A 22,995-nucleotide genomic window follows, 5' to 3' on the forward strand; every position below is an offset into this window, starting at 1 on the left:
TATATACGATTATGCCTCTTGAAGGTCACGTTTCGATTTTCTGTGAAGATAATTTGGAAAAATTGTTCTTTTCGCAAATCTGTTCAACTTGTTAGAATTGATCATTTTCTGGAAAATAGGCTTCGTTACACCGAAGTACTCATAAGTAGCACCATCAACGAAAGTAACTTCTAAAACTAAACCATTATGCTGAAAATCGGCAACACCAGAGTTAATAGACTCGTTGTATACTTCTTTATTAGCTTCTTTGGTTTCAGGAGCGATACTTACTAGAAAGTGGTATCCGTCAATAATACGACGACTTTGAACTTCAGCTTCTTCTCTTTTCTCATCACCTTCTTGAAACTTGTCTGGGTGCCATTCTTTTACTAAACCTCTATACGTGGACTTAAGTGCTTTAAGTTCAATTTCTTTTTCAACCCCGAAGAGTTTCTTGTATTCATTAATGCGCTTCATAATACAGCTTTTTTGCGGGTGCAAAACTACGTCTTTATTTTGACGTGAAAGCTTGAAATTCAGTAATAAAAGAAAAAAATAACCTCTAGTTGATAGCTACTCGTTGTTCAGACCTTTTTCAAGAACAGATTTTATACCCGCTAAATTTTCAGAAAATTCCATCATTTGAGAAAGCACTTGTGCCATTTCATTAGCATTACCAAATCCTTTTAGCTTATTATTTTTTACAAATTGTTCTTTAATAGCACTCCAACGGGTATCTTCTTCTGTTGAAAGATTACCTATTAACTCATTGTACTTTAATAAATTAGCTTCAGCAGAACCGGTCAAAGTTTGTGCTTCGTTCTCGTAATGTGAACGCAACATGGTGTTTAGTTCTTTTTCGTTCATGATAGGCACTATCTGAGCAACCAATTTATTCATGTCTCTATAAGAACCTTGAAGTTTAAAAGAAGGCTCTGTGCGGTATTCGTCTTGCATGGCAGCACTTTTAATGTACGTTGCATTTACTTTCAATAATACATCTCTCACTCTTAACACCTTTTCCAATACCTTTTTATATTCCTCAACTTCTTGACTAGAATGGTTGCCAATAAGCTGACCTTCGTCAGACTTAGACTCAATTTGTTCTACCAAGGTATACACATCGTCGAATTCTTTACTCGCCAATTGTTGTAAAATAGGATTTGCGGTCAGCGAATTTTCAATGAGACTTAATCTAAACAAGTGTTCTGTTTCACCAATAATATCACCAAGGTTGTAAATATCGGCACGGTTGGCTAACATATCTGGAATCTGAAATTTCTCTCCACTTTCCGTATATGGGTTACCCGCCATAATTACGCAGAATTTTTTACCGCGTAAATCGTAGGTTTTTGGCTGACCCTCATAAACACCTTCTATTTTACGAGTACCATCTGATAGTGAAATAAATTTCTGAAGAAACTCCGGATTACAATGCTGGATATCATCGATATAAAGCATTACGTTATTCCCCATTTCAAAAGCAAGATTCAACTTTTTAAGTTCTTCTCTAGCAGCACTATTCTTTGCCGAAGCAGGATCCACATTGGTTACTTCATGACCAATTGCCGGTCCGTTAATCTTAACAAAAATTAAACCTAGGCGATTCGCAATGTACTCCATCAAAGTAGTTTTGCCATAACCTGGTGGAGATATCAACAGCAACATTCCCATTCTATCGGTACGTTTGTTCGCCCCTACTGTACCTAACTGTTTGGCTAGATTATTCCCGAAAATTGGAAGATAAACTTCATCAATTAATTTGTTTCGTACGAAAGAGGTAAGCACTCTAGGCTTAAACTCTTCTAACTTTAAATCGGTCTTTAATTTCTCGGTAATTTCAAGTTTTGTCTTTTTAAATTTTAGAAAAGCAGGAACTTCATCTGTTAGAAATAAATTCAACCTAGAGATAAAATCATGATAATTGAATGAATAGATTCCTTCAACAATTGTTCCATGAGATCCTCTCAAGTCTTTTAAAGCTTCATTAGGTGAAACCGCTTTAATTTTAGAAGCAGATTCGTCTCTAAATAAAATTGCACCAACAATTTCATTTTCATATCTGTTACTGTCAATTGCGTTTTCAACATCTTTTTTAGATTTTAAAAATGCACCAACCCATTGTTTTACCAAACGAACTTTAGATGCAAGTTTAGGAGCTTCTTCAACACTTTTCTTAAACTTTAAATCTGCTTGTTGAGATTTAAGTAATTTTAGAAACTCATCTTTTAATTGAATGGCGAAACCACTATAAACAAATTCAGAATCTGATTTTAACTCTTCAAATAAATATTCAGCAATATCTGTGCTTAAAAGCGCATCGAATAACTTCGTTTCTTCGGCAAACACCTCAATTTTCTTTTGTAATTCTACTATAATAGAAGCATACTCTTTAGATTCTGGGAAGTATTGTAAAACCTCGCCAGCGGCTTTTAAACCCTGGTCCAATTCATCTTTAACATGCTTATCTAAATCATTCCAGAAAAATTGGGCATAACCACGAATTTCTGGTCGGTATGTAAGCAAATCTAATTCATGGTGCTTATGTACTAAAAGCCTTAGTATTCTTGATGCATCTACATCATGAACACCTTTAATGTAACCTTCAGAATAATCATTTCTACTTTGTTCTTGAACAACTTTCAAAAGTTCTTCTTCACTTAGCGGAAGCAAATCATCTTCAGTGAAATTTGTAAATATTTTATACGCTAAATATGCAGCACGATATATGTCATCGGTTTCCGATACATATTCTTGATCCCACAAATGTCGATTTTTAACGAACGCTTCATTGTTCAGCTCCTTGTAAAAATCGGTACCTGTCAAATGATAGTTAAGTACATTGTTATGAAAAACAATTGTTAAGTCTAACTGTTGCTTATTAACTCCGAATTTGTGTTTTCCTAATCGAATTACACTATCACCGTCTTCATAAAGATCAAGTTTATCTTTTAACTTTCTTAGGGCATCTTCTCTAGCAGTCTTTAATTGGGTTTCAATTTCTTCAGCTTTACCACTATCATCGAGCTCTTGTAACTGAGAAATAATATCACGAAGCTTATTGATCATAAGATCAGATGCAAAGTATCCGTTAATTTCTACCGCAGACTTAAAACTCTGAGCCTTTTTCTGAACACCCTTTAGAATTCTGCCAGATGCATTAGCTAATGCACTAGTTTTTTTATTTCGTTTTTCAATTAAAGAGTTCTTTCTGGCATCAAAAGCAGCATATACCTCTTCTCTTTTTTCAATAATAGTTTCAATGAACTCTTCAAAATCGGTGAATTTACCCTCGAGCTCTTCTAATTGAATAGATGTTTTTGTTTGATATTCATCACACTTTTCTGGTGTAGATGCCATATCTAAATAATTGATGATACTTTGATCAATCAATTTTAACTGAGCGGCAAACTCTGCTTTTGCTTCAGATATACCAAGAGAATTTCTCTTATTTTTTAAAGCAGCTTTAAGCTCATTTATAGTAGAGAAAATCAATGAAATATCATCGATTATTTTTGTTGAATGCGCAGTGTCTTCAATTTCTAAATTAGAAACAATATCGATCAACATTTCAAGATCGGCGCTGATCTCATTAATTTCTTCTTCTTTCTCTTTTGCTTCAATTACCTTTTCAACTTTGGCAATAAATTCCTTTTTATCTTTTAAAGCATCATGATACGGTTGTAGCGCATTCGGATTTAAAAGAAATTGAACACATCGTTCAGATATTTTCTTGGTCTGCTCCCCTATTTGTTCTTCTAGAACCTCTATATATTCTAAATCAATATATCTCACTTCTTTTAGTGAAATAGCTTCGCCTCTTAAAGATCTTAATCTTGTAAGTAGCGCAACAAATTCATCTATGCTTTTAAAAGAGGTACTCTTAATTTTATTAAATAACTCCTCAGCGTTTTGACGAATTAATTTGGACTGATTTTGAGCATTCTTTCGAAGTTGTACTACCTTTTCAAATTCATCAATAGCAGCGTTAGATGCTTTGTTGATTTCTTCAATAGGCTCGTTTAATTGATGTGTTTCTGGTTCAGGTAACCAATAATACGCATCTAATATATCTTTCGAGAACTTAGCAATATCACTATATAGTCCGGCGTAATTATCGTTTTTATTCAATAATGTAATTAAGCCATTGACTTCTGCCATAGCTTTTACAATATCTTTATTTCCTATTTTATATAGCAGTGTATCTTCATGCTGCGAAGGCACGTAATCACCTTTTAAATAAGGAGTTTGCCAAATTTGAACGACATGATGTTTGGTTTGCTCTTGTTCTGTTTTAAAGTAACAAAGCTCACCATTTTCTAAAATTGTAAAACCGTTACAAATAATAGGTGTTTTAATAACCTGACTTATAATGTTATAAGACATAAGGTTATAAAGCCCTTCTGCAGCAGAATAAAATACATACAGAAAATCTTCTCCGTTGGGGGAAACAATACGTTCTTGAAATTTTACATTGGGAATAGCATTATCAAAAATATGATACTCCCCCGTTTGTAAATAATAACCCGTTGGAAAAATGATACCCTGATCATCTGGCAATAAAATACAGGCATTTTTAACCGATTCAATTTTCTGAACCTCTTTCATTTTGTCGTTAAAAACAAAATAGCGAGGAACTTCTTGAAACGGTTTTATTTCTAGGATTAAAAGATTGCCCAAATCCCCAAAACGATATTGACCATCATCAAGAGTTTGGTCAACGTATTCTACAGGTTCATCTAAAATACCTTTACCTTCAGCAGTGTTATCTTCAATTTTGATAGTAAGATCACCACCAATAGTTTCAACAAACACACGGTCTTTTATAGATACATGAGGATGCTCGCCGTAACGTTGCATATCTCTTGTAGCCTCTTGCCATTTAAACTCTTGCTGAACAGGAAACTTATATTCATGTTCGCTACGGTTATCAATATACTTTAGGGTATTATCAACCAATAGCCATTTAAAAGTTTTAATATCTGTAGAGCTTTCGCTTAACTGAAAAACCATATGTAGATAATTACCAATAATAGCAAAATTGGAAAATATCGTGTTTCTATAGTACTTGTATAAATTAGTGAAGTCAGATTTAAAAATTTCATCATCTAGTATATCTAGAGTAGAAGCTTTAAAACTATTTTCTTCAAATTTATAAGCGCTAAAAACATCTTTAATAGTTATCTCGGTTCTGAGTCCGAAATGAACATTATACCCGAACAGACACGTATCGCCAAAAGAAACAATGTCGCGTGCAATACAATTGTTTTCTGTATTGATTCTGGCATTCGCAATAAGTTTTGTTTCTAATGAGCCAAATACGGTTTTTCTATCGTCATTTAGTTCGATGAGCTTACTCTGTAAAAATTCCTTCTGCTTCTGCAGTCGGTTTTTAATTACATCGTAAGTACCACCATCTAAAATATGTTCTTCCGTTTTGTCTGTTCGGGATTCTTCTGCCATAAAAGTAACTAGGCTTTAGTATTACATTAATAATTCACTTAAAAACTCTTAGCGCACTCGGTTATTTCAGTTTTTTATCGCCCATACCTAATCCCTTTGCAAGGTTAAATAGGTTACTAAATAACGTTTGCTCGTCGCTATCGTTAGACTTCGACTTTAAGTCCATCAGTAAATTAGCTATAGTTACGTTTTTGAGGTCTTCAGATGAAATTCCGTATTTATCAGCGAATTCTTTTACTTTCTCTAATAGATTACCTTTTACGTCATCACTACCTAAAATAGCATCTTTTACATCTTGTATGTTGGTACTGTTTTCAACCAATCTATCATACCCTTTAGCTCTAGTAATTTGCCCGATAATTTGGTCAAAGAACATCGTTTCACCACCAACAATATCAATTTTAGCAGCTTTTAAAGCATCACCAATAACCTGTGCCTGAGCATCTGCTATATCTTTTTGAATATTGATGTGAGCAAGATCAACTTGTAACTCTTTATCTAAACGTAATTTGAATTCTTCATGCTCTTTCCCAACACCATCTAATTTCTTCATTGCATTAGCTTTCTCTTCAATACCAGCGGCATCTGCTATAGCTTTTTCTCTAATAACATCTGCTTCTGCTAATCCGTCTTTACGTTTTGCATCTGCTTTTGCTTCGATACCAACTGCTTCTGCTTTCGCTTTTTTCTCGATGATGATAGCTTGTACAATTCCTTCACGCTCATAAGCATCAGCTTTCGCATGCATCACCTGCGCTTCAGACATACCAACAATTGCTTCTTCTTTCGCTTGAGCTTCAGCTAAAATTTTACGAGCATCAGCTTCTTTCGTACTAGCTTCTTTATGTGCTAAAGCTTCAATGTTAATTTCTTCTGCTTTTTGCTTAGCAGCTTCTTTTTGAGCTTCAGCTGCCTTAATTGTTTTAATTAAGTCTTCTTGTGCATTTGCTTCAGCAACAGTTATTTTTACTTGCTTATCTCGGTCAGCAGTCTTGAAAGCTTGAATATCTTTCATGTTTTCTTGCTCTTCCACTACTCCTTTTTCAAGAGTAACACGATCACGAATAACATCTTGAATGTTCTTCTTCTCAACTTCAACTACTTTCTCTTTCTCAATTTGTGCAAGCGTAACTACTCTTTCTCTTTCTGTAGCTTCTAAAAGTCTGTCTTTTTCTACTCTTTCAGTTTCTACGGCTTCAGTACGTTGCTTATTCTTAAGAGCAACAATAATTTGACGCTCCATGTTTTCTTCGGCAACTTTCACTTTTTCACGAGTAGCAATACGGGCAGTTTCTGACTTTAATAATTCTTCTTCAGATACTTTTAAAATTTCAGATTCTTCGCGAGATTTTATATTCGCAATTTCTCTTTTTTGCTGCTCTTCTTTTTCAGCCAATTGCTTGTCAAGCTCTAGAATAGCTTCTCTTGCTTCAACATCTTGCTTACGTATAGTTTTCTCTTCATCACGCTTAATAAGATTAGACTTCACATTTTGGGCAGCCGTTAAATCGTTAATTTTCTTAATACCTTCTGCATCAAGAATATTATCAGCTTTTAAGTGCGCAACAGCCGTTTGTTCTAGATAATCAATAGCACAATCTTCTAAAGTATACCCGTTAAGGTCTGTACCGATGATGTCAACGATTTCATCTCTAAACTCTCTACGAGCTTCATATAATTGAATGAAATCAAACTTTTTACCAACGGTTTTTAAAGCCTCAGAAAACTTTGCTTCAAATAGTTCTTCTAAGGTTTCTTGACGAGATGCTCGTTGAACGCCAATAGTTTGTGCTACTTTTTTAATAAAATCTACCTCATTATTTACCCTAACGAAGAATGCCACTTTAATATCGGCACGCATGTTATCCTTACAAATTAAACCTTCAGTAGCGAGTCTTTCAATTTGAATTTTCTTTACTGAAATGTCCATTATTTCAACCCTGTGAAATACTGGTACAACATACAGACCTTTGTCCGTAGCTACTTTAGTTCCTCCAAATCCGGTTCTAACCAAGGCTTGACCTTGATGAACTTTTTTGTAGAACATTGCAATGATTGCAAAATAAACAATGATAAGGAAGAGGATGACCCCCAAACCTATACCGATAATTGAAAAGATGGATTCCATAAATGATTTAAGTTTTATTGGTTATAAGATTGTACTAAAAAATATGTGTGATCCGCGGATCTTTTGATGATTAAAACCGAGCTACCATAAGTTAATGGCTTACGGTCTAAAGATTTTACATAAATAGAATGACTATTACCGTCTGCTTTTACTTCTGCGTTACCCATTTTGTCTTCAGTAATGTTTGATAACAATGTCGCTTGCCTGCCTAAAAAATCTACAGGTGCATCGCCATCTTTATTCAATTGCTTGAAGAAGCCTTTAAACGGAGTGGTAAATAACTTATTGACAAACAACGCAGGAAAAAGGGCAGCAATCATAATAATGAATCCTATAAAGTTATCATAGGTAAACGTCAATGTAGTCATTAGTGTTGTAATCAACCACCAAACAAATATCCAACAGGTGAACGTAAACATGAAAGGTAAGCCTACAAAGTTGAAGTAGATTAGAAAAATTTGCCACCATTTTAGTGGTCTACGCCTTTTGCCTATGACATCATCTTGATTGACTTCGGTATTCGAGATATCTTCAAAATCAAGATTACCACCTTCTATACCAGAGTCAAGGTCTATATCGGCATCGACATCTATATCGACATCAACATCAATATCTAAATCGAAATCAAGACCACCTATCATTGTTATGATCCAATACACCAGAAGGAGTATCAATAACAAGGTTAACGTGATATTTACCTCAGAAAATAATATGTCTATTAATTGATTCAAATTTTTATTTTTTGGTTTTATTAAACCCTAGTTGTTCTTTTAGTTTTTGAAGTTCATCATCTGCAGCGGCTTCAGTAGTATCAGCAGCTTTATCTAATTCTTCATCAATAGATTTACTAGAATTTGCTATATCGCCATAAGCTTCAGCCAAGGCTTCTTCTTGAGCAATTTTTTCTTTCATTCTTTCAAGCATTGACACCGTACCAGTACTATCTAATTCAGCCATTTGCTTGTTTAAATTTTTGGTCGCATTACTTACCTTAACACGAGCTTTAAGCGTTTTAAGCTCATTTTCCCAATTACCAATGTTGGCTTTTAAAGCTTCAACATTACCTTGCATCTGGCTAACATTAGTTTCGAATTTATCAGTTTCTGTCTTGGTAGCTTCTAATTGCTTTTCGTTATTTTCTTTTTGAACTAAAGCTTCTTTAGCAAGTCTATCTGCTTCGGCAGCATCCATTTCTTTATTGTTAGCCTTCTTTAGAATAATAATGGCTTTGTCTTGGTACTCTTTTGCTTTGTTCTTGTAAACGTCTTGATCATTCTTAGAACGTATGGCAAGTGCTTTTACTTGTGCAAGCGCTTCTAAACTTTTTTCTAGGTCTATTTTCATATCCCTAATGCCCTGTTCTGTCATTTTTATAGGATCTTCCATTTTATCAATTGCCGAATTAGTTTCAGCTTCTCCTATTTTAAATAGTCTTTTAAATATATTCATGATTTTTTATTTTTAATATTTAGAAAATTCAATTATTTGATCTGAGTATTCACTCATTAATAAGCTTAAAGAATTAAGGCTGGCCTCAAACTCGTTTAGATCCATATTCTCGATTTGTAATGTATCTCTGAATATGACCCGGTTTGCTGTTTCATCTAGTACAAAAGCACCATGAATGATATCTCTATTTTTCTGAAGTAAATTTTTAAAGATTTTTTCGGATTGATTATGAACAGAAAATATAAATTGCTCCATAATCAGTATTGGTGGTGACACCCCTAAAATCAGATTTTTTATCCCAGAATCTTCTTTCTCTACAACCAAAATACCGTCTGCTCTATTCTCTTTAACGATATTAAAGTTTAATTGAAGAAGGTAATCTCTGGTTATATTAAAATGGTTTTTCATATATGTTGGTTTATGTAGGTGGTTTCTTTAATTCAATAATACAAAATATTACTGATGTGATTTCTTAAATTGAGATTAGGAACGCTAAAATGTAAACAACGACGATGAACATAATATTGTGTTTTAAAATCGGTTAATAAAAAATACTAGCTCAAAATAATAGCAATTCGAATAATTATTGCTAATTTTGTTAGACAAATATAATAATATTTTTATCAATTGCAAATTATATTAGCAAAATATGTCATACTTCGGAAAGAATATTAGAAAAATAAGAAGTTTAAAAAGTCTCAGCCAACAGGCGTTTGCAGAGCTATTTGAGCTTAAAAGAGGGACCTTAGGAGCATATGAAGAAGGACGAAGTGAACCTAAATTAGAAACACTAATTAAAATTGCTAATTATTTTAGCATTCCTATAGATGACCTATTAACAACAGAATTAACCGTAAATAATTTATTAAAGTTTAAAGGGAATTTAACTGTCGAACAAGATTTAGGTGAGCAAGAATTTTTTATAAAAGTACCTTGTATTACCACTTTAAATCAGAACGATTATATAAAGTATTATAATAAAGATTCTTACATTCAAGATTTACCATTTCTATCGTTACCTATTAATCCCGATAAAAAATTTAGGGCTTATACGGTACAGAATTTAGAAATGAGTAAAAATGAATTGGGCATGTTTCCAAAAGATATTGCCATAGGCGAATTGATACCGCCATCGGTTTACTCAAAATTGAATAATGGAACACTTGTTTTTGTAATTACGGATAAAAGCATTATTCTAAGGCGGTTATTTATAACCAATGATACTTATGTTTTACGTGCCGAGCACAAAAATGTAGATGATGTGGAATTGCAATCTAAAGAAATAAAAGAGATGTGGCGTGTTAGATACGTGTTCTATCACAGATTACCAGAGACCAACTTTAATATAGAAGAGAAACTATTTCAATTAGAAAAAGATTTTGATAGACTTAAAAATGAGCGGTAATAAAAAAAGCTCTTCATTTCTGAAGAGCTTTTTATTAAACTTGAAAGTATATATGTCTTAGATAACTTTAACGTTCACTGCGTTTAATCCTTTGTTTCCTTCTTTTAGTTCGAATTCAACTTCATCGCCTTCACGAATTTCATCGATTAAACCTGAAATGTGTACAAAGTGGTCTTTTTCAACTCCTTCTTCAGTGATAAAACCGAATCCTTTTGTGTCATTGAAAAATTTTACTGTTCCTTTACTCATTGTAATGTAATTTAATTTATAATACTTATTAAGTTGCAAAGATGACGCCAATTGTTGACATACAGGGTTTAAACTTATTTTAAATCGATATTTTGTGAATATTTTAAGAGTTTTTGCTTGTTTTGAGTATAATTAGGGTAATTCTTACTTTTTTTGAGCAGCTAACCACTCCATAATAGTCACATTTTCACCTTGTAATAAGACTGGTTCTCCATTAAAATCAAAATTTGCATGGTTAGCGTGGCTATAAATCCAAGACCAATGCCCAGGATAATAGTAGTTTTCGCCACCATAAAATCCGGTTAAATCAATAACATGCTCATAATAAGAGAAATGAACATTCGGTGCTTTAGCATTAATTAGTCTATTATATAATGGTACAACAGTTTCATCTGGTATTGTCGTTGTATCGTCTTTAGAATGAACAAACCAAATCGGCACATTTTTAATACTCTCAATTTGTTTGTCGGTAACATTCGAATCTAAATAAGCAAGAGCACTTATATAACCAGCAGCGAAATATTTTGGATGTTCAAGTATTAGTTTCAAACTCATATACCCACCATTTGAGCATCCACCAATATAAACCCTATCTGTATCTATCTTCGGATTATCTTTTACGAAATTGTCAATTAGGTTGAATAAGGCTTTATTATAAATATCATCATTATCACCTCTTGTATATTCTCCATTGGCATCTTGCATCCAAAAAGTTGGTGCTTGGGGCACAAGAACATATGCACCATTAAAAAAGGATTGTATTTCAGGTGATGCATATTTAGTGGCCTTATTAGCAACTAAGGCAATACTTGGGTCGGTACCACCTTCGCCACCACCATGTAACCATATAATTAAAGGAGATTTCGCTGAAGTCGTTTTAGGTTCAAAAGAAGCATACGTTAAACTTATGCCATTACTAGAATACTTTCCATTTAAATCAAACTTATCCAAATCTTTAAATATTCGAGAATCTTCTTTATTCCATATTTTATTTGTTGACGTATTGGTAATGGTCATTTTATAATCAATCCACTGATTACTGCCTCTACCATCTTTAATTACATATTTAATAGGAGAATCTAAAGGATTGTTGGGGTGCACTAATAAAACTAAGGTTACATGATTTCCTTCAGGTACTCTGCTCCCATTGGCATCAGAAACATAAGCGAATACTATTTCTCGACTACCTTTTACTTCTTCTAGCTTCATTTCTACGCCATCTGCACTTCTTTCAACTTCGATTGTATAATCGCTAGCATTAGCTTCAGTTGTCAATTTTGCAGTTGGTAGTACTACCTTTTTCACTGCTGGTCCCCAATCGTATCCTTCTAAAATTAAAGTGTAGTTACCATTTTCATAATTAGAAATTGTTTTTATTGCCGGTTCTACTGCTAAAAGCGGATTTAGCATCAGCAGCAAAAGAAATACAGATAAAGTTAGAATTGATTTTTGCATTGTTTGAGTTTTGTTGTTTGGCCTAGTAAGATAAGAGATTTAGATAGCATTTGTTTATCAAGTTATATGCATTAAGATTTATTAATCTTTTTTCGAACCGCTATGTATTCTATTGATGACAAGCTAATATTTGGTACATTAGTAGAAACAACAAATTAATCAACTCAAATTTCTTAAAATGAAAAAAGCAATCAGTGCAAATAAAATAATATCAGGTTTAGCATGTGCCTTACTCTTTAGTATCGGAATAAATGCCCAAAAAGCAGCATTCAATATGGATAAAGATTTATTGCTAGTGCAGTTAGACTCTAAAACCGATATTGACGATTTACATACCGCAGCAAGTTTCGCTACGTTACTAGCTCACCAAGATTATAAGGATCTGAATTATCTTGCTGTTGCAGGTACTTATGGTATTCAAGAAGGTTTGTACGTACCACCGAACGAATTAATGCCGATGGTCTTTCATGAAAATTGGGTAGACGCGCATGCCGATTGGGATAAATCGGTAAATCAAGTTTTACTTGAAGCAGAGAAATATATTGATAATGGTGGCTCTATTTGGATAGCTGAAGCGGGACAGTCAGATTTTACTGCTGATTGGGTTTTAAAACTTGTAGAAAAGCAGCCTACTTTAAATATAAAAGAGAAAGTTCATGTGGTTCAGCATAGCGATTGGAACGAATCGGTTACAGAACCTACAAAACTCAAATACACACAAACAATTACAGATTACCATAGAATTGCCGATGGAAATGAAGTCGGTAATGGTACACCGGGTTTAAAGTCTGATGGTAAGGTAGATTGGGAATCGAAATTAAATGATGATCATTTAACCAAGGTATGGAATACGGCTATTCGTTTAGCAGATGAATATAATGGTAAAGATGATAGATATTTAAATAAAAGTGTTGATGAAGGCGGACTTGATTTTTCTGATTTAAGTGAAGTATGCTATATTTTAAACCTTATGGATATTAAAGATGCAGATGAATTCTTTACCTATTTTAAGGTAGACTAAAATCTTATTTAAGTTTTAAAAAGGCCTCTTGTAATCTTTGCGTTACGGGGCCTTTTTCATTTCCTATAAATAGTAAATGATTGTCAATTTTTTGAATCGCAGCAATCTGTGTACTCGTACCTGTCAAGAACGCCTCATCAATTGTTTTGATTTCTTCTGTTGAAATAGGAATTTCCTTAATTTCTATACCTAAAGAATGACAAAGCTCAATAACCACAATTCTAGTAATGCCATTAAGAATATACTCATCTGCCGGATGTGTGTAAACGACTCCATCTTTGACAAAAAACACATTGCAATGCGAAGCTTCTGTAAAAACTCCGTTTCTATGTAAAATGGTTTCGTAGCACTCATGTTGCATGGCTTCTTCGTTCAACATTACATTACCCAGTAATGAAGTCATCTTAATATCGCAGCGAGACCACCTGAAATCATTTCTAGTAATTACATGGGCATTTACAGTATTTATTTCAGGCAATACTTTTGGTACCGCATACATCATAACCGTTGGTTTTATATCTGCAGGATATGAATGTTGTCTTGGTGCTACTCCCCTAGTAATTTGAATGTAAAGCATGCAGTCTTTATCGGTTAGCCCTACTGACTTTAATAAAGTAGAAATTTCACTTTTGAGCAAGCTAGCATCATACTCAATATTAATTTTTTGGAGTCCTGATTGTAAGCGGTCAAGGTGTTCTTTTTCATAAAAGAATCTACCGTTTATCTGAACCATTACTTCATATAATCCATCACCGAAAATAAATCCGCGATCGAAAACAGATACTTTAGCATCCGCAGAATTCACAATACTTCCGTTTAGATATACTTTATCAGGATAACTCATAAAACTTATAAATAACGTTGAAGATGTTTTTTGAAATAGGTAGCGCTATCAGTAATACTCTGCATAGAGTTCTCTGCAAAATTACCGCCTTGCTCTATATAGTAATATTGTAAATCATCTTTGTTAATAGATGATAACATGCTTTTGTAATCAATAGATCCATTACCCATCTCAGAATAATCACGAGTTACTTTGTCCATATCTTTAATATGCCACATAACATAGCGACCAGGATTCTCGGCAATCAATTCAGCCGGACTCTTATCTGAAGAATGCTCAACCCAATACATATCCATCTGTAGTTTTACCAAATTTGCATCTGTACCAGATAAAATAATATCATAACCTTGCTCACCATTATGGTCTGTAAATTCAAAATCGTGATTGTGATAAGCGAACTGCAACCCAGCACTGGTTACCTGTTCCCCTATTACATTTAATTTATCCTTTAATATTTTAAAATTTTCAATTGTACGATATTCTGGTGCCAACCATGGCCATGTAATGTATGTGCTGTTTAAGATAATAGAACCTTCAATACATTGGTCTACATAACGTTCGAGCTTTTCATTAGGTTCTTTAAAACGACTAGAAAAATCGTAGTGGCCGCTAGAAATAGTAAAATCTAAATCATCTATCTGTTTTTTAAATTCCTTAGATTTTATACCGTAATAGGTGTCGTTCTCACCATCATAACCATAAATTTCCCCGTCAACATACCCTAGTTCACGTGCATATTTAACACTCCCGATTGGGTCCTTCGCCATTGCATCGCGAATGGTGAACAATTGTAAACCCATTTTATATTTATAATCCATCGGCAATACAGACAAGGGTAGCATAGAACTTACCGAAAGTACACCAGTTTGTTTTAAGAATGTTCTGCGAGAATTAGAGTTGTTCATGGTATGTTGCTGAAGTTGTAATAAATTCGAACTATAAATATAAGGGTTGCGAAAAGAACTTGAACATTTAGTAATGAAAAAAGCAGCTCTAAAAGGCTGCTTTTTTAAAATTTAAGAAGTTATAATTATTAGTTACTCGCTACCGCAGTATTGCTGTATGATAGTCTGTAAATTGCATCTCCAAAATCATCAGATATCAGCATAGAGCCATCTTCTAATACTAATAAATCTACAGGTCTTCCGGTAGCTTTTTGAGCTACTTCATCTAACCAACCATCAATAAATGTTTCACTATTTACAACTTCACCATCTTCAATATCAACCATCATAATTCGATACCCTACTTTCTTGCTTCTGTTCCAAGAACCGTGTTCTGCTATGAAAGCTTTACCCTTATATTCCGCAGGGAACATAGTGCCAGTATAAAACTTAATACCAAGTGGAGCAACGTGAGCGTCTAACTGTAAAGCAGGATCAACAAAATCTGAACAAGGGCGTAAATCTCCAAATTCAGGGTCTTTAACAATGCCACCATGGCAAAATGGGTATCCAAAATGCTGACCAGCTTCGGTAACTGTATTTAGTTCGCAAGGCGGAATATCGTCACCTAACATATCGCGACCATTATCTGTAAACCACATTTGTTTCGTATCAGGATGCCAAGTGAATCCGACAGAGTTTCTAACTCCTCTAGCATAAATTTCTCGATTGCTACCGTCAGGATCCATTCTTGAAATGGTTGCAAATCGCCCATCTTCATCCGTCTTATTACAAATATTACATGGTGCCCCAACAGGAACATAAAGCTTGTCATCTGGTCCGAAGGCTATATATTTCCATCCGTGATGAAATTCCGTCGGAAAATCATCATAAATCAATTCCTTTACTAGCTCGCCACCAATTTGTTCTTCAATATTCGGATATTTCCAAAGGCTACCAACTTGAGCAACATATAAATCTCCATTTCTCATGGCAATACCATTTGGTACTTCCATCGTATCGAGCACTATAATATTATCAGCTTTGAAATCGCCATTGGTATCTTGAATTGCATACACATTGTTTTCTGTACGAGTACCCACAAATAAGGTCCCATTATCACCCATAGCCATAGAACGCGCACCATCTACTCCCCTAGCGTAAACCTCAATTTTAAAACCTTCAGGTAAGTTTAAATCTAACAAAGCCAAATCGGTGCTATCAAGTTCTACTTCAGTTGCGGCACTGTCATTGCTTTCTTTTTTATTCTCTTTACAAGAATTTAGCGATATTACTACGGCGAGCACCATAGTTATCTTTAAAAATGAACTTTTCATATTATAGGTTGTTTAGTTTATTACGAAGATACATAACATGGTTAAGTATAAATACTTTAAATAGTCATGGTGAAAGGTTATTGAACTTAAAAAAGTCAATACTAATAGTATTGACTTTCGTTTCTTGTTTAGAGACTGTTTTTTAGTTACCTATTAAGCATCCATGGCTTTCCCAATCAATGTTTCGCCTTGTATAATTTCAAAAGTTGAATTTATTGCCGCATCATCGTGTAAAGACCTTACCAATGTTTGCGCTACATCATCTCTGGTAATAGAACCTTGTTTGTTCAGTTTAGATTGTAGTTCAATTTTGCCTGTACCAACCTCATTTGTTAAAGATCCAGGTCTAACAATAGCATACCCTAAATTTGCAGACTTTAAATATTCATCAGCATTATGTTTCGCTTTTAAGTATTCTTTTAAATCGCTCGCCTCTTCAGGGTTATCTGCCCCCATCGAACTAAGCATTACAAACTTCTTAATATTTGCTTTTTTAGAGGCATCAATTAGATTTTTAGCTCCCTCTTGGTCAACTTCGATTACTTTTTTACCACCAGATCCAGCAGCGAAAATTACCTTGTCGATATTTTCAACAGTATGCGATAAATCTTTTTCTAAATCACCAAGCACTGTTTTTATGTTTTCTTTTTCAAACTGTTCTTTTTGCTCTTCTTTTCGAACCATTGCTATAGGTTGAAAATATTGAGAATTCTTTAAAAGGTTTACTATTTTTTTTCCGGTTGTACCGTTGGCTCCGGCTACTAATATATTTTCCATGTTCTTTATTTTGATTGCAAGTTGGCTAAATACTACCGTTAACCTTAATGCTTTACCTTTTTTTCTTAACACGATAACATTTTTCTATTGACATGAAGAAATGCAATTCAGGTTTTCTTAAAAGAGCATAAATTTTATTTGAAAGCGATAAGGATAAAGATGTAGTACCTATACCTTGTGCTTATAATACTTAAAAAAATAATTATGAAAAGTTAAAATAATAAAGTGGAATATAATTCTGATGTAACAGAACAAGATTTATCTGCATTAGGAGAAAAGACAAAGAATACAAGAACAGATGGTGGAGATGATGTTCAGTTAATTGATAGAGAAAATGAAATTGATTTTGCAGGCAAAGATTTAGATGTACCTGGACGTAGTTTGCCAAAAAATCAAATAAACCTAAAGGATGAGGAGAATCAGCTATATAGCCAAGGCGGAGCCGAAAATGAAAATTTAGAACAAGACACCGATACTATTAGATAGTAGAAAATAAAAAGCAGCCTAATGGCTGCTTTTTATTTTTACTTTATTTTTTAAACTTTAGTTTACTTCGCTGTATTCTGGATAATCTATATAACCTTCTTTACCTGCAGTATAAAAAGTATCTGCATCCCATTCTGCAAGGGGATAATTATGCTCGAAACGCTCAACCAAATCCGGATTAGAAATAAACGGCTTACCGAAAGCAACCAAATCTGCATTACCTTCTTCAATAACTTTATTACCAGATTCTTGATCAAAACCAGCATTGATCATTAAAGTTCCATTATAAAGTGGTCTAAAATGTTTCGCAATATGTTCTACAGCGAATGGCACATTAGAAACGTCATTAAATGGCTCAGACAAATGAACGTAAGCCAAATTATAATCATTTAATTTCTTGATAATATATTCGAAAGTTGGTATTGTTTCTTCATCTAAAGTGATACCGAACATATCGTTCAACGACGGATTAAATCGTACTCCTATTTTTTCTTGTGGAATAACGGCTTTCATAGCATCTAAAACTTCAAAAAAGAAACGAGTTCTATTTTCTATATTTCCACCATATTCATCTGTTCTGATGTTAGAAGTGCTATTAAAAAATTGGTGAAATAGATAGCCGTTAGAAGAATGAATTTCCACTCCGTCAAATCCCGCTTCAATCGCATTTATAGCAGCGTTTTTAAAATTTTCAACTGTTTGTTTAATGTCAGAAGTAGTCATTGCTTTTGGTATCACGGTATCTTTAAATCCTTCAGGTGTGAATGATTTCGCATTCGGATTTATTGCTGACGGAGCCAATGGCAATTCGCCATCATGAAAATCTGGGTGAGACATACGTCCAACATGCCACAATTGAATAAATATTTTTCCGCCTTTATCATGAACAGCTTTTGTTACTTTTTTCCAGCCTTCTACCTGTTCTTTAGAGTATATTCCAGCAGTGTTTATATAACCTACGGCATCTTTAGAAACTTGCGAACCTTCGGTAATAATTAATCCTGCAGATGCTCTTTGTGCGTAATATGGAACATGTAAATCTTCGGTAGGTATATTTCCTTCATTTGCCGCCCTACTTCTAGTCATAGGTGCCATGACTATCCTATTTTTTAAATCTAAATTTTTATGAAACGGAGTTAATAATGCTTGAGTGCTCATGTATATGTGTCTAAAATGTTTTGTTGTATGCTACAAAGATCTTACTATTAAATGGGGCTTTTTGACTCTAATCGTTAAAACATTGTTATAAATCGAAAAAATATTAAATGATACCTACATCCATTAGGTTTGCCGTTTTCTAACAATCATTAAAACCTTTCTAATTTTTTATCGTAGGTACTGCCAAAGACAACCTTATCTAAATTTTATTTTATGAATTACAGCTGTAATCGGGCATTAAAGCTTTTAATATTCACCTTTTTATTTATTGCATCAATTAGTGTAGAAGCACAGAACCTTAAAGGAACAGTAACCGATAAAGAAGGCATCGCTTTAGAGAATGTCGGCATTTTTAATCAAACATCAGGGCAACACAGTCACACAAACTTGTCAGGTGTATTTTCGCTGACTTCCACATCAGTAAATGACTCAGTTTATTTTTCTAATTTAGGATTCAAAACTTTTATACTCCTTGTAAATCAAAACCATTTAGATGAAGGAGTACATATAACGTTAGAAGAATCGAGTATTAATTTAGATCAAGTTGTCGTAGTGTCAAAGGTAGATGCCATGACAAGATTTGTTAATATAGATGTGCAGAACGATCCTGTAAAATCATCTCAAGAAATACTACGTAAAGTACCCGGACTATTAATTGGTCAGCATGCGGGTGGCGGTAAAGCAGAACAGATTTTTTTAAGAGGATTTGATATTGATCATGGTACAGATGTCGCAATTAGTGTTGACGGTATGCCAGTAAACATGGTATCTCATGCCCACGGACAAGGGTATGCAGATTTACACTTTGTAATTCCAGAAACGATAGATAATATTAACTTCGGAAAAGGACCGTATTATGCTGATAAAGGAGATTTTAACACAGCAGGATATGTCGATTTAAGTCTTAAGAAAAGCGTTGATAAAAGCATGGTTTCTTATGAATCGGGTCAGTTTAACACCAATCGATTTGTTGGGCTTTTCAATATTCTAGAAAGCAGTAAAAGTGATGGGTATATAGCTTCAGAAATTTATTTGACCGACGGACCTTTTGATTCTCCTCAAAACTTTAACCGTGTAAATATTTTGGGTCGTTATCATTATAATGATATAGGAAAAGAAGAACTGACATTAACCGCTTCTCATTTTCAAAGTAAGTGGGATGCCTCTGGTCAAATACCACAACGTGCGATAGATCAAAATATAATAGGTCGTTTTGGAGCTATTGATGACACTGAAGGCGGACAAACAAGTAGAACGAACTTCATGTTGAATCATACTAAATTTTTAGGTGAAGATCAATTTTTAAAGACACGCGCTTTTGTAAGCAAGTACGATTTTGAGTTGTTTTCAAACTTCACATTCTTTTTAGAAGACCCTATTAATGGAGACCAAATACGACAGTATGAAGATAGAGCCATTATGGGTGCTGAAACTGTTTTTGAACAGATTGATATTACTGTAGGCGCTGATGATAGATTCAAATATGCTACAGGAATCGGGTTTAGAAATGATAATGTAGATGATGTTACTTTAGAGCACACCTTAAATAGAAAAACCTCTCTAGAGCAATATGCATTTGGCGATGTTGATGAAACTAATATCTATGGATTTGTCAATGGAGAGTACAAAACAGGAAACTGGACCTTTAATCCGTCAGTGCGAATAGACTATTTTAATTTTGAATATGAAAACAAGCTTAGCCAGTTATATGATAACAAAAGCGAAAGTAAAGCAATTGTAAGTCCGAAATTAAACACCTTATATTCTGTGAATAGAAATTGGCAATTGTTCTTGAAGACAGGTATAGGTTTTCACTCAAATGATGCACGAGTGGTAACGGCAAATGAAGGTCGAGATGTTCTGCCAAAAGCATATGGCGTAGATTTCGGAACAATCATTAAACCAATAGATAAACTGGTGCTTAATGCAACTTTGTGGGGGCTGTTCTTAGACCAAGAATTTGTGTATGTTGGTGATGCTGGTATTGTTGAGCCAAGCGGAAAAACCAGAAGAGTTGGTGTCGAAATTGGTGGTCGCTACCAAGTTCTAGATTGGCTATACCTTTATAGTGATGTAAACTATACGTATGCTAGAAGTACTGAAGAAGCAGATGGCGAAGATTATATTCCTTTAGCACCAGACTTTACTGCTGTTGGTGGTTTGTCATTTAGTGATGTAGGTAATTTCTCAGGAAACCTTAATTATAGGTATTTAGGTGATAGAGCTGCAAATGAAGATAATAGTATTGTTGCAGAAGGTTATTTCGTAACGGATTTAAACCTAAACTACCATATCAAAAATTGGACGGTAGGTGTAATTGTTGAAAATCTATTTGATACCGAATGGAACGAAACTCAGTTTGCTACCGAAAGTAGATTATTCAATGAAACTGCATCAGTAGAAGAAATTCATTTTACTCCTGGTACTCCGTTTTATTTAAGAGGAAAGGTTTCTGTGCGTTTTTAATAGAATTGATGTTCATAAAATTTATAAAGGTTGATTCATTGCATATGTAATGAATCAACCTTTTTTTAGACCAATGCATTATGCAAGAAGTTTTTAAAGATTTTAGTACTGGTGGATTACTCAAAATTGGTAATGAATTATTATTAGAATCTTATAGAAAACCAAAGCAAGCCGGTATTTATATTTTTATTAGAACTACTACACAAAAAGCTTCTATAGAAGTAGATGGTGTTCCGTATACCATCTCTGAACATAGTTTATTGGCATTGACTCCTATCCAGTTTTTTCGATATACAGAAGGTAGCGATTTAATTGTCTATCAATTCAACAGAGAGTTCTATTGCATTAAAGATCATGACCAAGAAGTAAGCTGTGCCGGATTATTATTTTTCGGTAATGCTCACATACCTGTTATAGACTTAGGCGAAAAGGAACAACGAAAATTCGATACGTTGCACGAGGTGTTTGTTGATGAGTTAGAAACCGAAGACACTATACAAGCAGAAATGCTGCGTATGCTCATGGCTCGCTTTATGATTATGAGCACAAGATTACTTAAGGCTAAAGAAGGATTCAGTGAAGCTGCCAACGATGTAAAAGTTGATTTGCTAAGAGGATTCAATTTATTGGTTGAAGAGCATTACAAGTTAGAACATTCAGTTTCGTTCTATGCAGATAAATTGTTTAAATCACCAAAAACCTTATCTAATACCTTTTCTAAATTTAATACCACTCCACTGCAAATAATTCATGAGCGTATAATTCTTGAGGCAAAGCGATTACTTATCTATACCGATAAGACGGCAAAAGAAATAGCTTATGAAATTGGTTTTGATGATGCCTCGCATCTAAGTCGACTATTTAAAAACCAAACACAACAATCTCCATCAGATTTCAAAAAACAACTCAAAAAACCAATTTAGGGAAATATCGACAACATCTTGGGTGATATTGCCCGTTTTAAGATTCATAATAACTAGATCTTTGTAGTGTAGAAATAAAACAACAAAGACATGAATTTAAAACACAAATCAATCTTCAATTTAATAGAAATATTTACGTCTAAAAAGGCGGTGGTTACAAATACTATCAATGTAGAAAAACATTGTCATCATAACCATTTATCAGATTACTACTGTGATTCTGATAGCTCTTCAAGGTTAACTAAAGTATTCAATACATTTTCATAAAGGAAAAATTGACATGTAGAAAGGAAGTCTCTACATGATTAGAACATCATTCTGAATATACCTTTGTACCAGATTATTAATATAATAAATCAATACATAATAACATTTAAAAAAATAAAATCATGAGCACATTTAATGTACCAACAAGAGAAGAAGTAAGCGAAAACAACCAAGCAATTTTCGACAACCTTAAAAAAGCTTTAGGCTTTGTACCAAACTTATATGCAACCTACGCAAATAGTGATACAGCTTTAGAAAATTATTTAAATTTTGCTAATGCTAAGACATCTTTGTCAGCTAAAGAAAAAGAAGTTGTTAATCTAGCAGTTAGTCAAGTAAACAACTGTATCTACTGTTTATCTGCGCATACCGCAATTGGTAAAATGAACGGATTCAATGATGAGCAAATTCTTGAACTAAGAGCAGGTAAGGCATCATTTGATTCTAAATTAGACGCTTTGGCTCAATTGGCTAAGAATATTACTGAAAATAGAGGTCGTACAGACGAAAAAGTTTTAGAAAACTATTTTGCAGCAGGGTATACAAAAGCGAATTTAATTGATACCATTTCATTAGTAGGTGATAAAACAATATCGAACTACATACATAGCACTACGCAAGTACCAGTTGATTTCCCTGTAGCACCATCATTATAAACAATTTTACAAACAATTAATATTAATCTATCCATTAGGCAAAAGCTT

At 33.8% G+C, this 22,995-nt stretch carries 19 protein-coding genes; 6 read left to right on the forward strand and 13 right to left on the reverse strand.

The window, feature by feature from the left end:
- Nucleotides 1–9: 9 nt before the first annotated feature.
- From QSV08_RS05580 to QSV08_RS05605, 6 genes are all read right to left on the reverse strand, one after another.
- The gene (locus QSV08_RS05580) at nt 10–456 is read right to left on the reverse strand and encodes a KTSC domain-containing protein (RefSeq protein ID WP_324027326.1); all 447 of its coding nucleotides are present in this window, start codon (nt 454–456) and stop codon (nt 10–12) included.
- A 96-nt stretch (nt 457–552) separates the two neighbouring features.
- Nucleotides 553–5,442 carry a DNA repair ATPase gene (locus QSV08_RS05585; RefSeq protein WP_324027328.1) on the reverse strand — a complete coding sequence of 1,630 codons (4,890 nt, stop codon included), beginning with the start codon at nt 5,440–5,442 and terminating at the stop codon, nt 553–555.
- A gap of 61 nt (nt 5,443–5,503) precedes the next feature.
- The gene (locus QSV08_RS05590; RefSeq protein ID WP_324027330.1) at nt 5,504–7,570 is read right to left on the reverse strand and encodes an SPFH domain-containing protein; all 2,067 of its coding nucleotides are present in this window, start codon (nt 7,568–7,570) and stop codon (nt 5,504–5,506) included.
- A 14-nt stretch (nt 7,571–7,584) separates the two neighbouring features.
- Nucleotides 7,585–8,301: a hypothetical protein gene (locus tag QSV08_RS05595; RefSeq protein WP_324027332.1), complete on the reverse strand. Its 717-nt coding sequence runs from the start codon at nt 8,299–8,301 to the stop codon at nt 7,585–7,587.
- Nucleotides 8,302–8,305: 4 nt separating this feature from the next.
- Nucleotides 8,306–9,019, reverse strand: a complete 714-nt coding sequence (locus QSV08_RS05600) for a PspA/IM30 family protein (protein WP_324027333.1) — start codon at nt 9,017–9,019, stop codon at nt 8,306–8,308.
- A gap of 12 nt (nt 9,020–9,031) precedes the next feature.
- Complete coding sequence (locus QSV08_RS05605) at nt 9,032–9,427, reverse strand: molecular chaperone Tir (RefSeq protein ID WP_299317130.1); 396 nt, start codon at nt 9,425–9,427, stop codon at nt 9,032–9,034.
- A gap of 241 nt (nt 9,428–9,668) precedes the next feature.
- Between QSV08_RS05605 and QSV08_RS05610 the strand changes: the two genes are divergently transcribed.
- Complete coding sequence (locus tag QSV08_RS05610; protein WP_324027335.1) at nt 9,669–10,424, forward strand: helix-turn-helix domain-containing protein; 756 nt, start codon at nt 9,669–9,671, stop codon at nt 10,422–10,424.
- A 57-nt stretch (nt 10,425–10,481) separates the two neighbouring features.
- On the opposite strand, the gene QSV08_RS05615 is transcribed toward QSV08_RS05610, so the two are convergent.
- Both QSV08_RS05615 and QSV08_RS05620 read right to left on the reverse strand, forming a co-directional pair.
- Complete coding sequence (locus QSV08_RS05615) at nt 10,482–10,673, reverse strand: cold-shock protein (RefSeq protein WP_027067037.1); 192 nt, start codon at nt 10,671–10,673, stop codon at nt 10,482–10,484.
- A 144-nt stretch (nt 10,674–10,817) separates the two neighbouring features.
- Nucleotides 10,818–12,128, reverse strand: coding sequence for a prolyl oligopeptidase family serine peptidase (locus tag QSV08_RS05620; RefSeq protein ID WP_324027338.1), 1,311 nt, complete (start codon nt 12,126–12,128; stop codon nt 10,818–10,820).
- 178 nt (nt 12,129–12,306) lie between these two features.
- On the opposite strand from QSV08_RS05620, the gene QSV08_RS05625 reads away from it, so the two are divergent.
- The gene (locus QSV08_RS05625; RefSeq protein WP_324027340.1) at nt 12,307–13,149 is read left to right on the forward strand and encodes a hypothetical protein; all 843 of its coding nucleotides are present in this window, start codon (nt 12,307–12,309) and stop codon (nt 13,147–13,149) included.
- 4 nt (nt 13,150–13,153) lie between these two features.
- On the opposite strand, the gene QSV08_RS05630 is transcribed toward QSV08_RS05625, so the two are convergent.
- The 4 genes from QSV08_RS05630 to QSV08_RS05645 form a co-directional block, all read right to left on the reverse strand.
- Nucleotides 13,154–13,993 carry an aminotransferase class IV gene (locus QSV08_RS05630; RefSeq protein ID WP_324027342.1) on the reverse strand — a complete coding sequence of 280 codons (840 nt, stop codon included), beginning with the start codon at nt 13,991–13,993 and terminating at the stop codon, nt 13,154–13,156.
- Between the two features lie 5 nt (nt 13,994–13,998).
- Entirely contained in the window at nt 13,999–14,898 is a 900-nt protein-coding gene (locus QSV08_RS05635) for a sugar phosphate isomerase/epimerase family protein (RefSeq protein WP_324027344.1), read from the reverse strand.
- Between the two features lie 128 nt (nt 14,899–15,026).
- Nucleotides 15,027–16,214: a PQQ-dependent sugar dehydrogenase gene (locus tag QSV08_RS05640; RefSeq protein ID WP_324027346.1), complete on the reverse strand. Its 1,188-nt coding sequence runs from the start codon at nt 16,212–16,214 to the stop codon at nt 15,027–15,029.
- 153 nt (nt 16,215–16,367) lie between these two features.
- Nucleotides 16,368–16,991, reverse strand: a complete 624-nt coding sequence (locus QSV08_RS05645) for an SDR family oxidoreductase (RefSeq protein ID WP_324027348.1) — start codon at nt 16,989–16,991, stop codon at nt 16,368–16,370.
- A 225-nt stretch (nt 16,992–17,216) separates the two neighbouring features.
- Between QSV08_RS05645 and QSV08_RS05650 the strand changes: the two genes are divergently transcribed.
- On the forward strand, nt 17,217–17,477 hold the full coding sequence (locus tag QSV08_RS05650; protein ID WP_324027350.1) for a hypothetical protein: 261 nt from the start codon (nt 17,217–17,219) through the stop codon (nt 17,475–17,477).
- Between the two features lie 57 nt (nt 17,478–17,534).
- On the opposite strand, the gene QSV08_RS05655 is transcribed toward QSV08_RS05650, so the two are convergent.
- Nucleotides 17,535–18,635 (reverse strand): alkene reductase, encoded by a 1,101-nt coding sequence (locus QSV08_RS05655; RefSeq protein WP_324027352.1) that lies wholly within the window; start codon nt 18,633–18,635, stop codon nt 17,535–17,537.
- A gap of 213 nt (nt 18,636–18,848) precedes the next feature.
- Between QSV08_RS05655 and QSV08_RS05660 the strand changes: the two genes are divergently transcribed.
- The 3 genes from QSV08_RS05660 (at nt 18,849) to QSV08_RS05670 (ending at nt 22,947) form a co-directional block, all read left to right on the forward strand.
- Nucleotides 18,849–21,101: a TonB-dependent receptor gene (locus QSV08_RS05660; protein ID WP_324027353.1), complete on the forward strand. Its 2,253-nt coding sequence runs from the start codon at nt 18,849–18,851 to the stop codon at nt 21,099–21,101.
- 80 nt (nt 21,102–21,181) lie between these two features.
- A complete protein-coding gene (locus QSV08_RS05665; RefSeq protein WP_324027355.1) occupies nt 21,182–22,024 on the forward strand; it encodes a helix-turn-helix domain-containing protein in 843 nt (280 codons plus the stop codon).
- 389 nt (nt 22,025–22,413) lie between these two features.
- Entirely contained in the window at nt 22,414–22,947 is a 534-nt protein-coding gene (locus QSV08_RS05670; protein WP_324027357.1) for a carboxymuconolactone decarboxylase family protein, read from the forward strand.
- Nucleotides 22,948–22,995: the final 48 nt, after the last annotated feature.

The sequence above is a fragment of the Maribacter sp. BPC-D8 genome (assembly GCF_035207705.1).
Lineage (GTDB): Bacteria > Bacteroidota > Bacteroidia > Flavobacteriales > Flavobacteriaceae > Maribacter.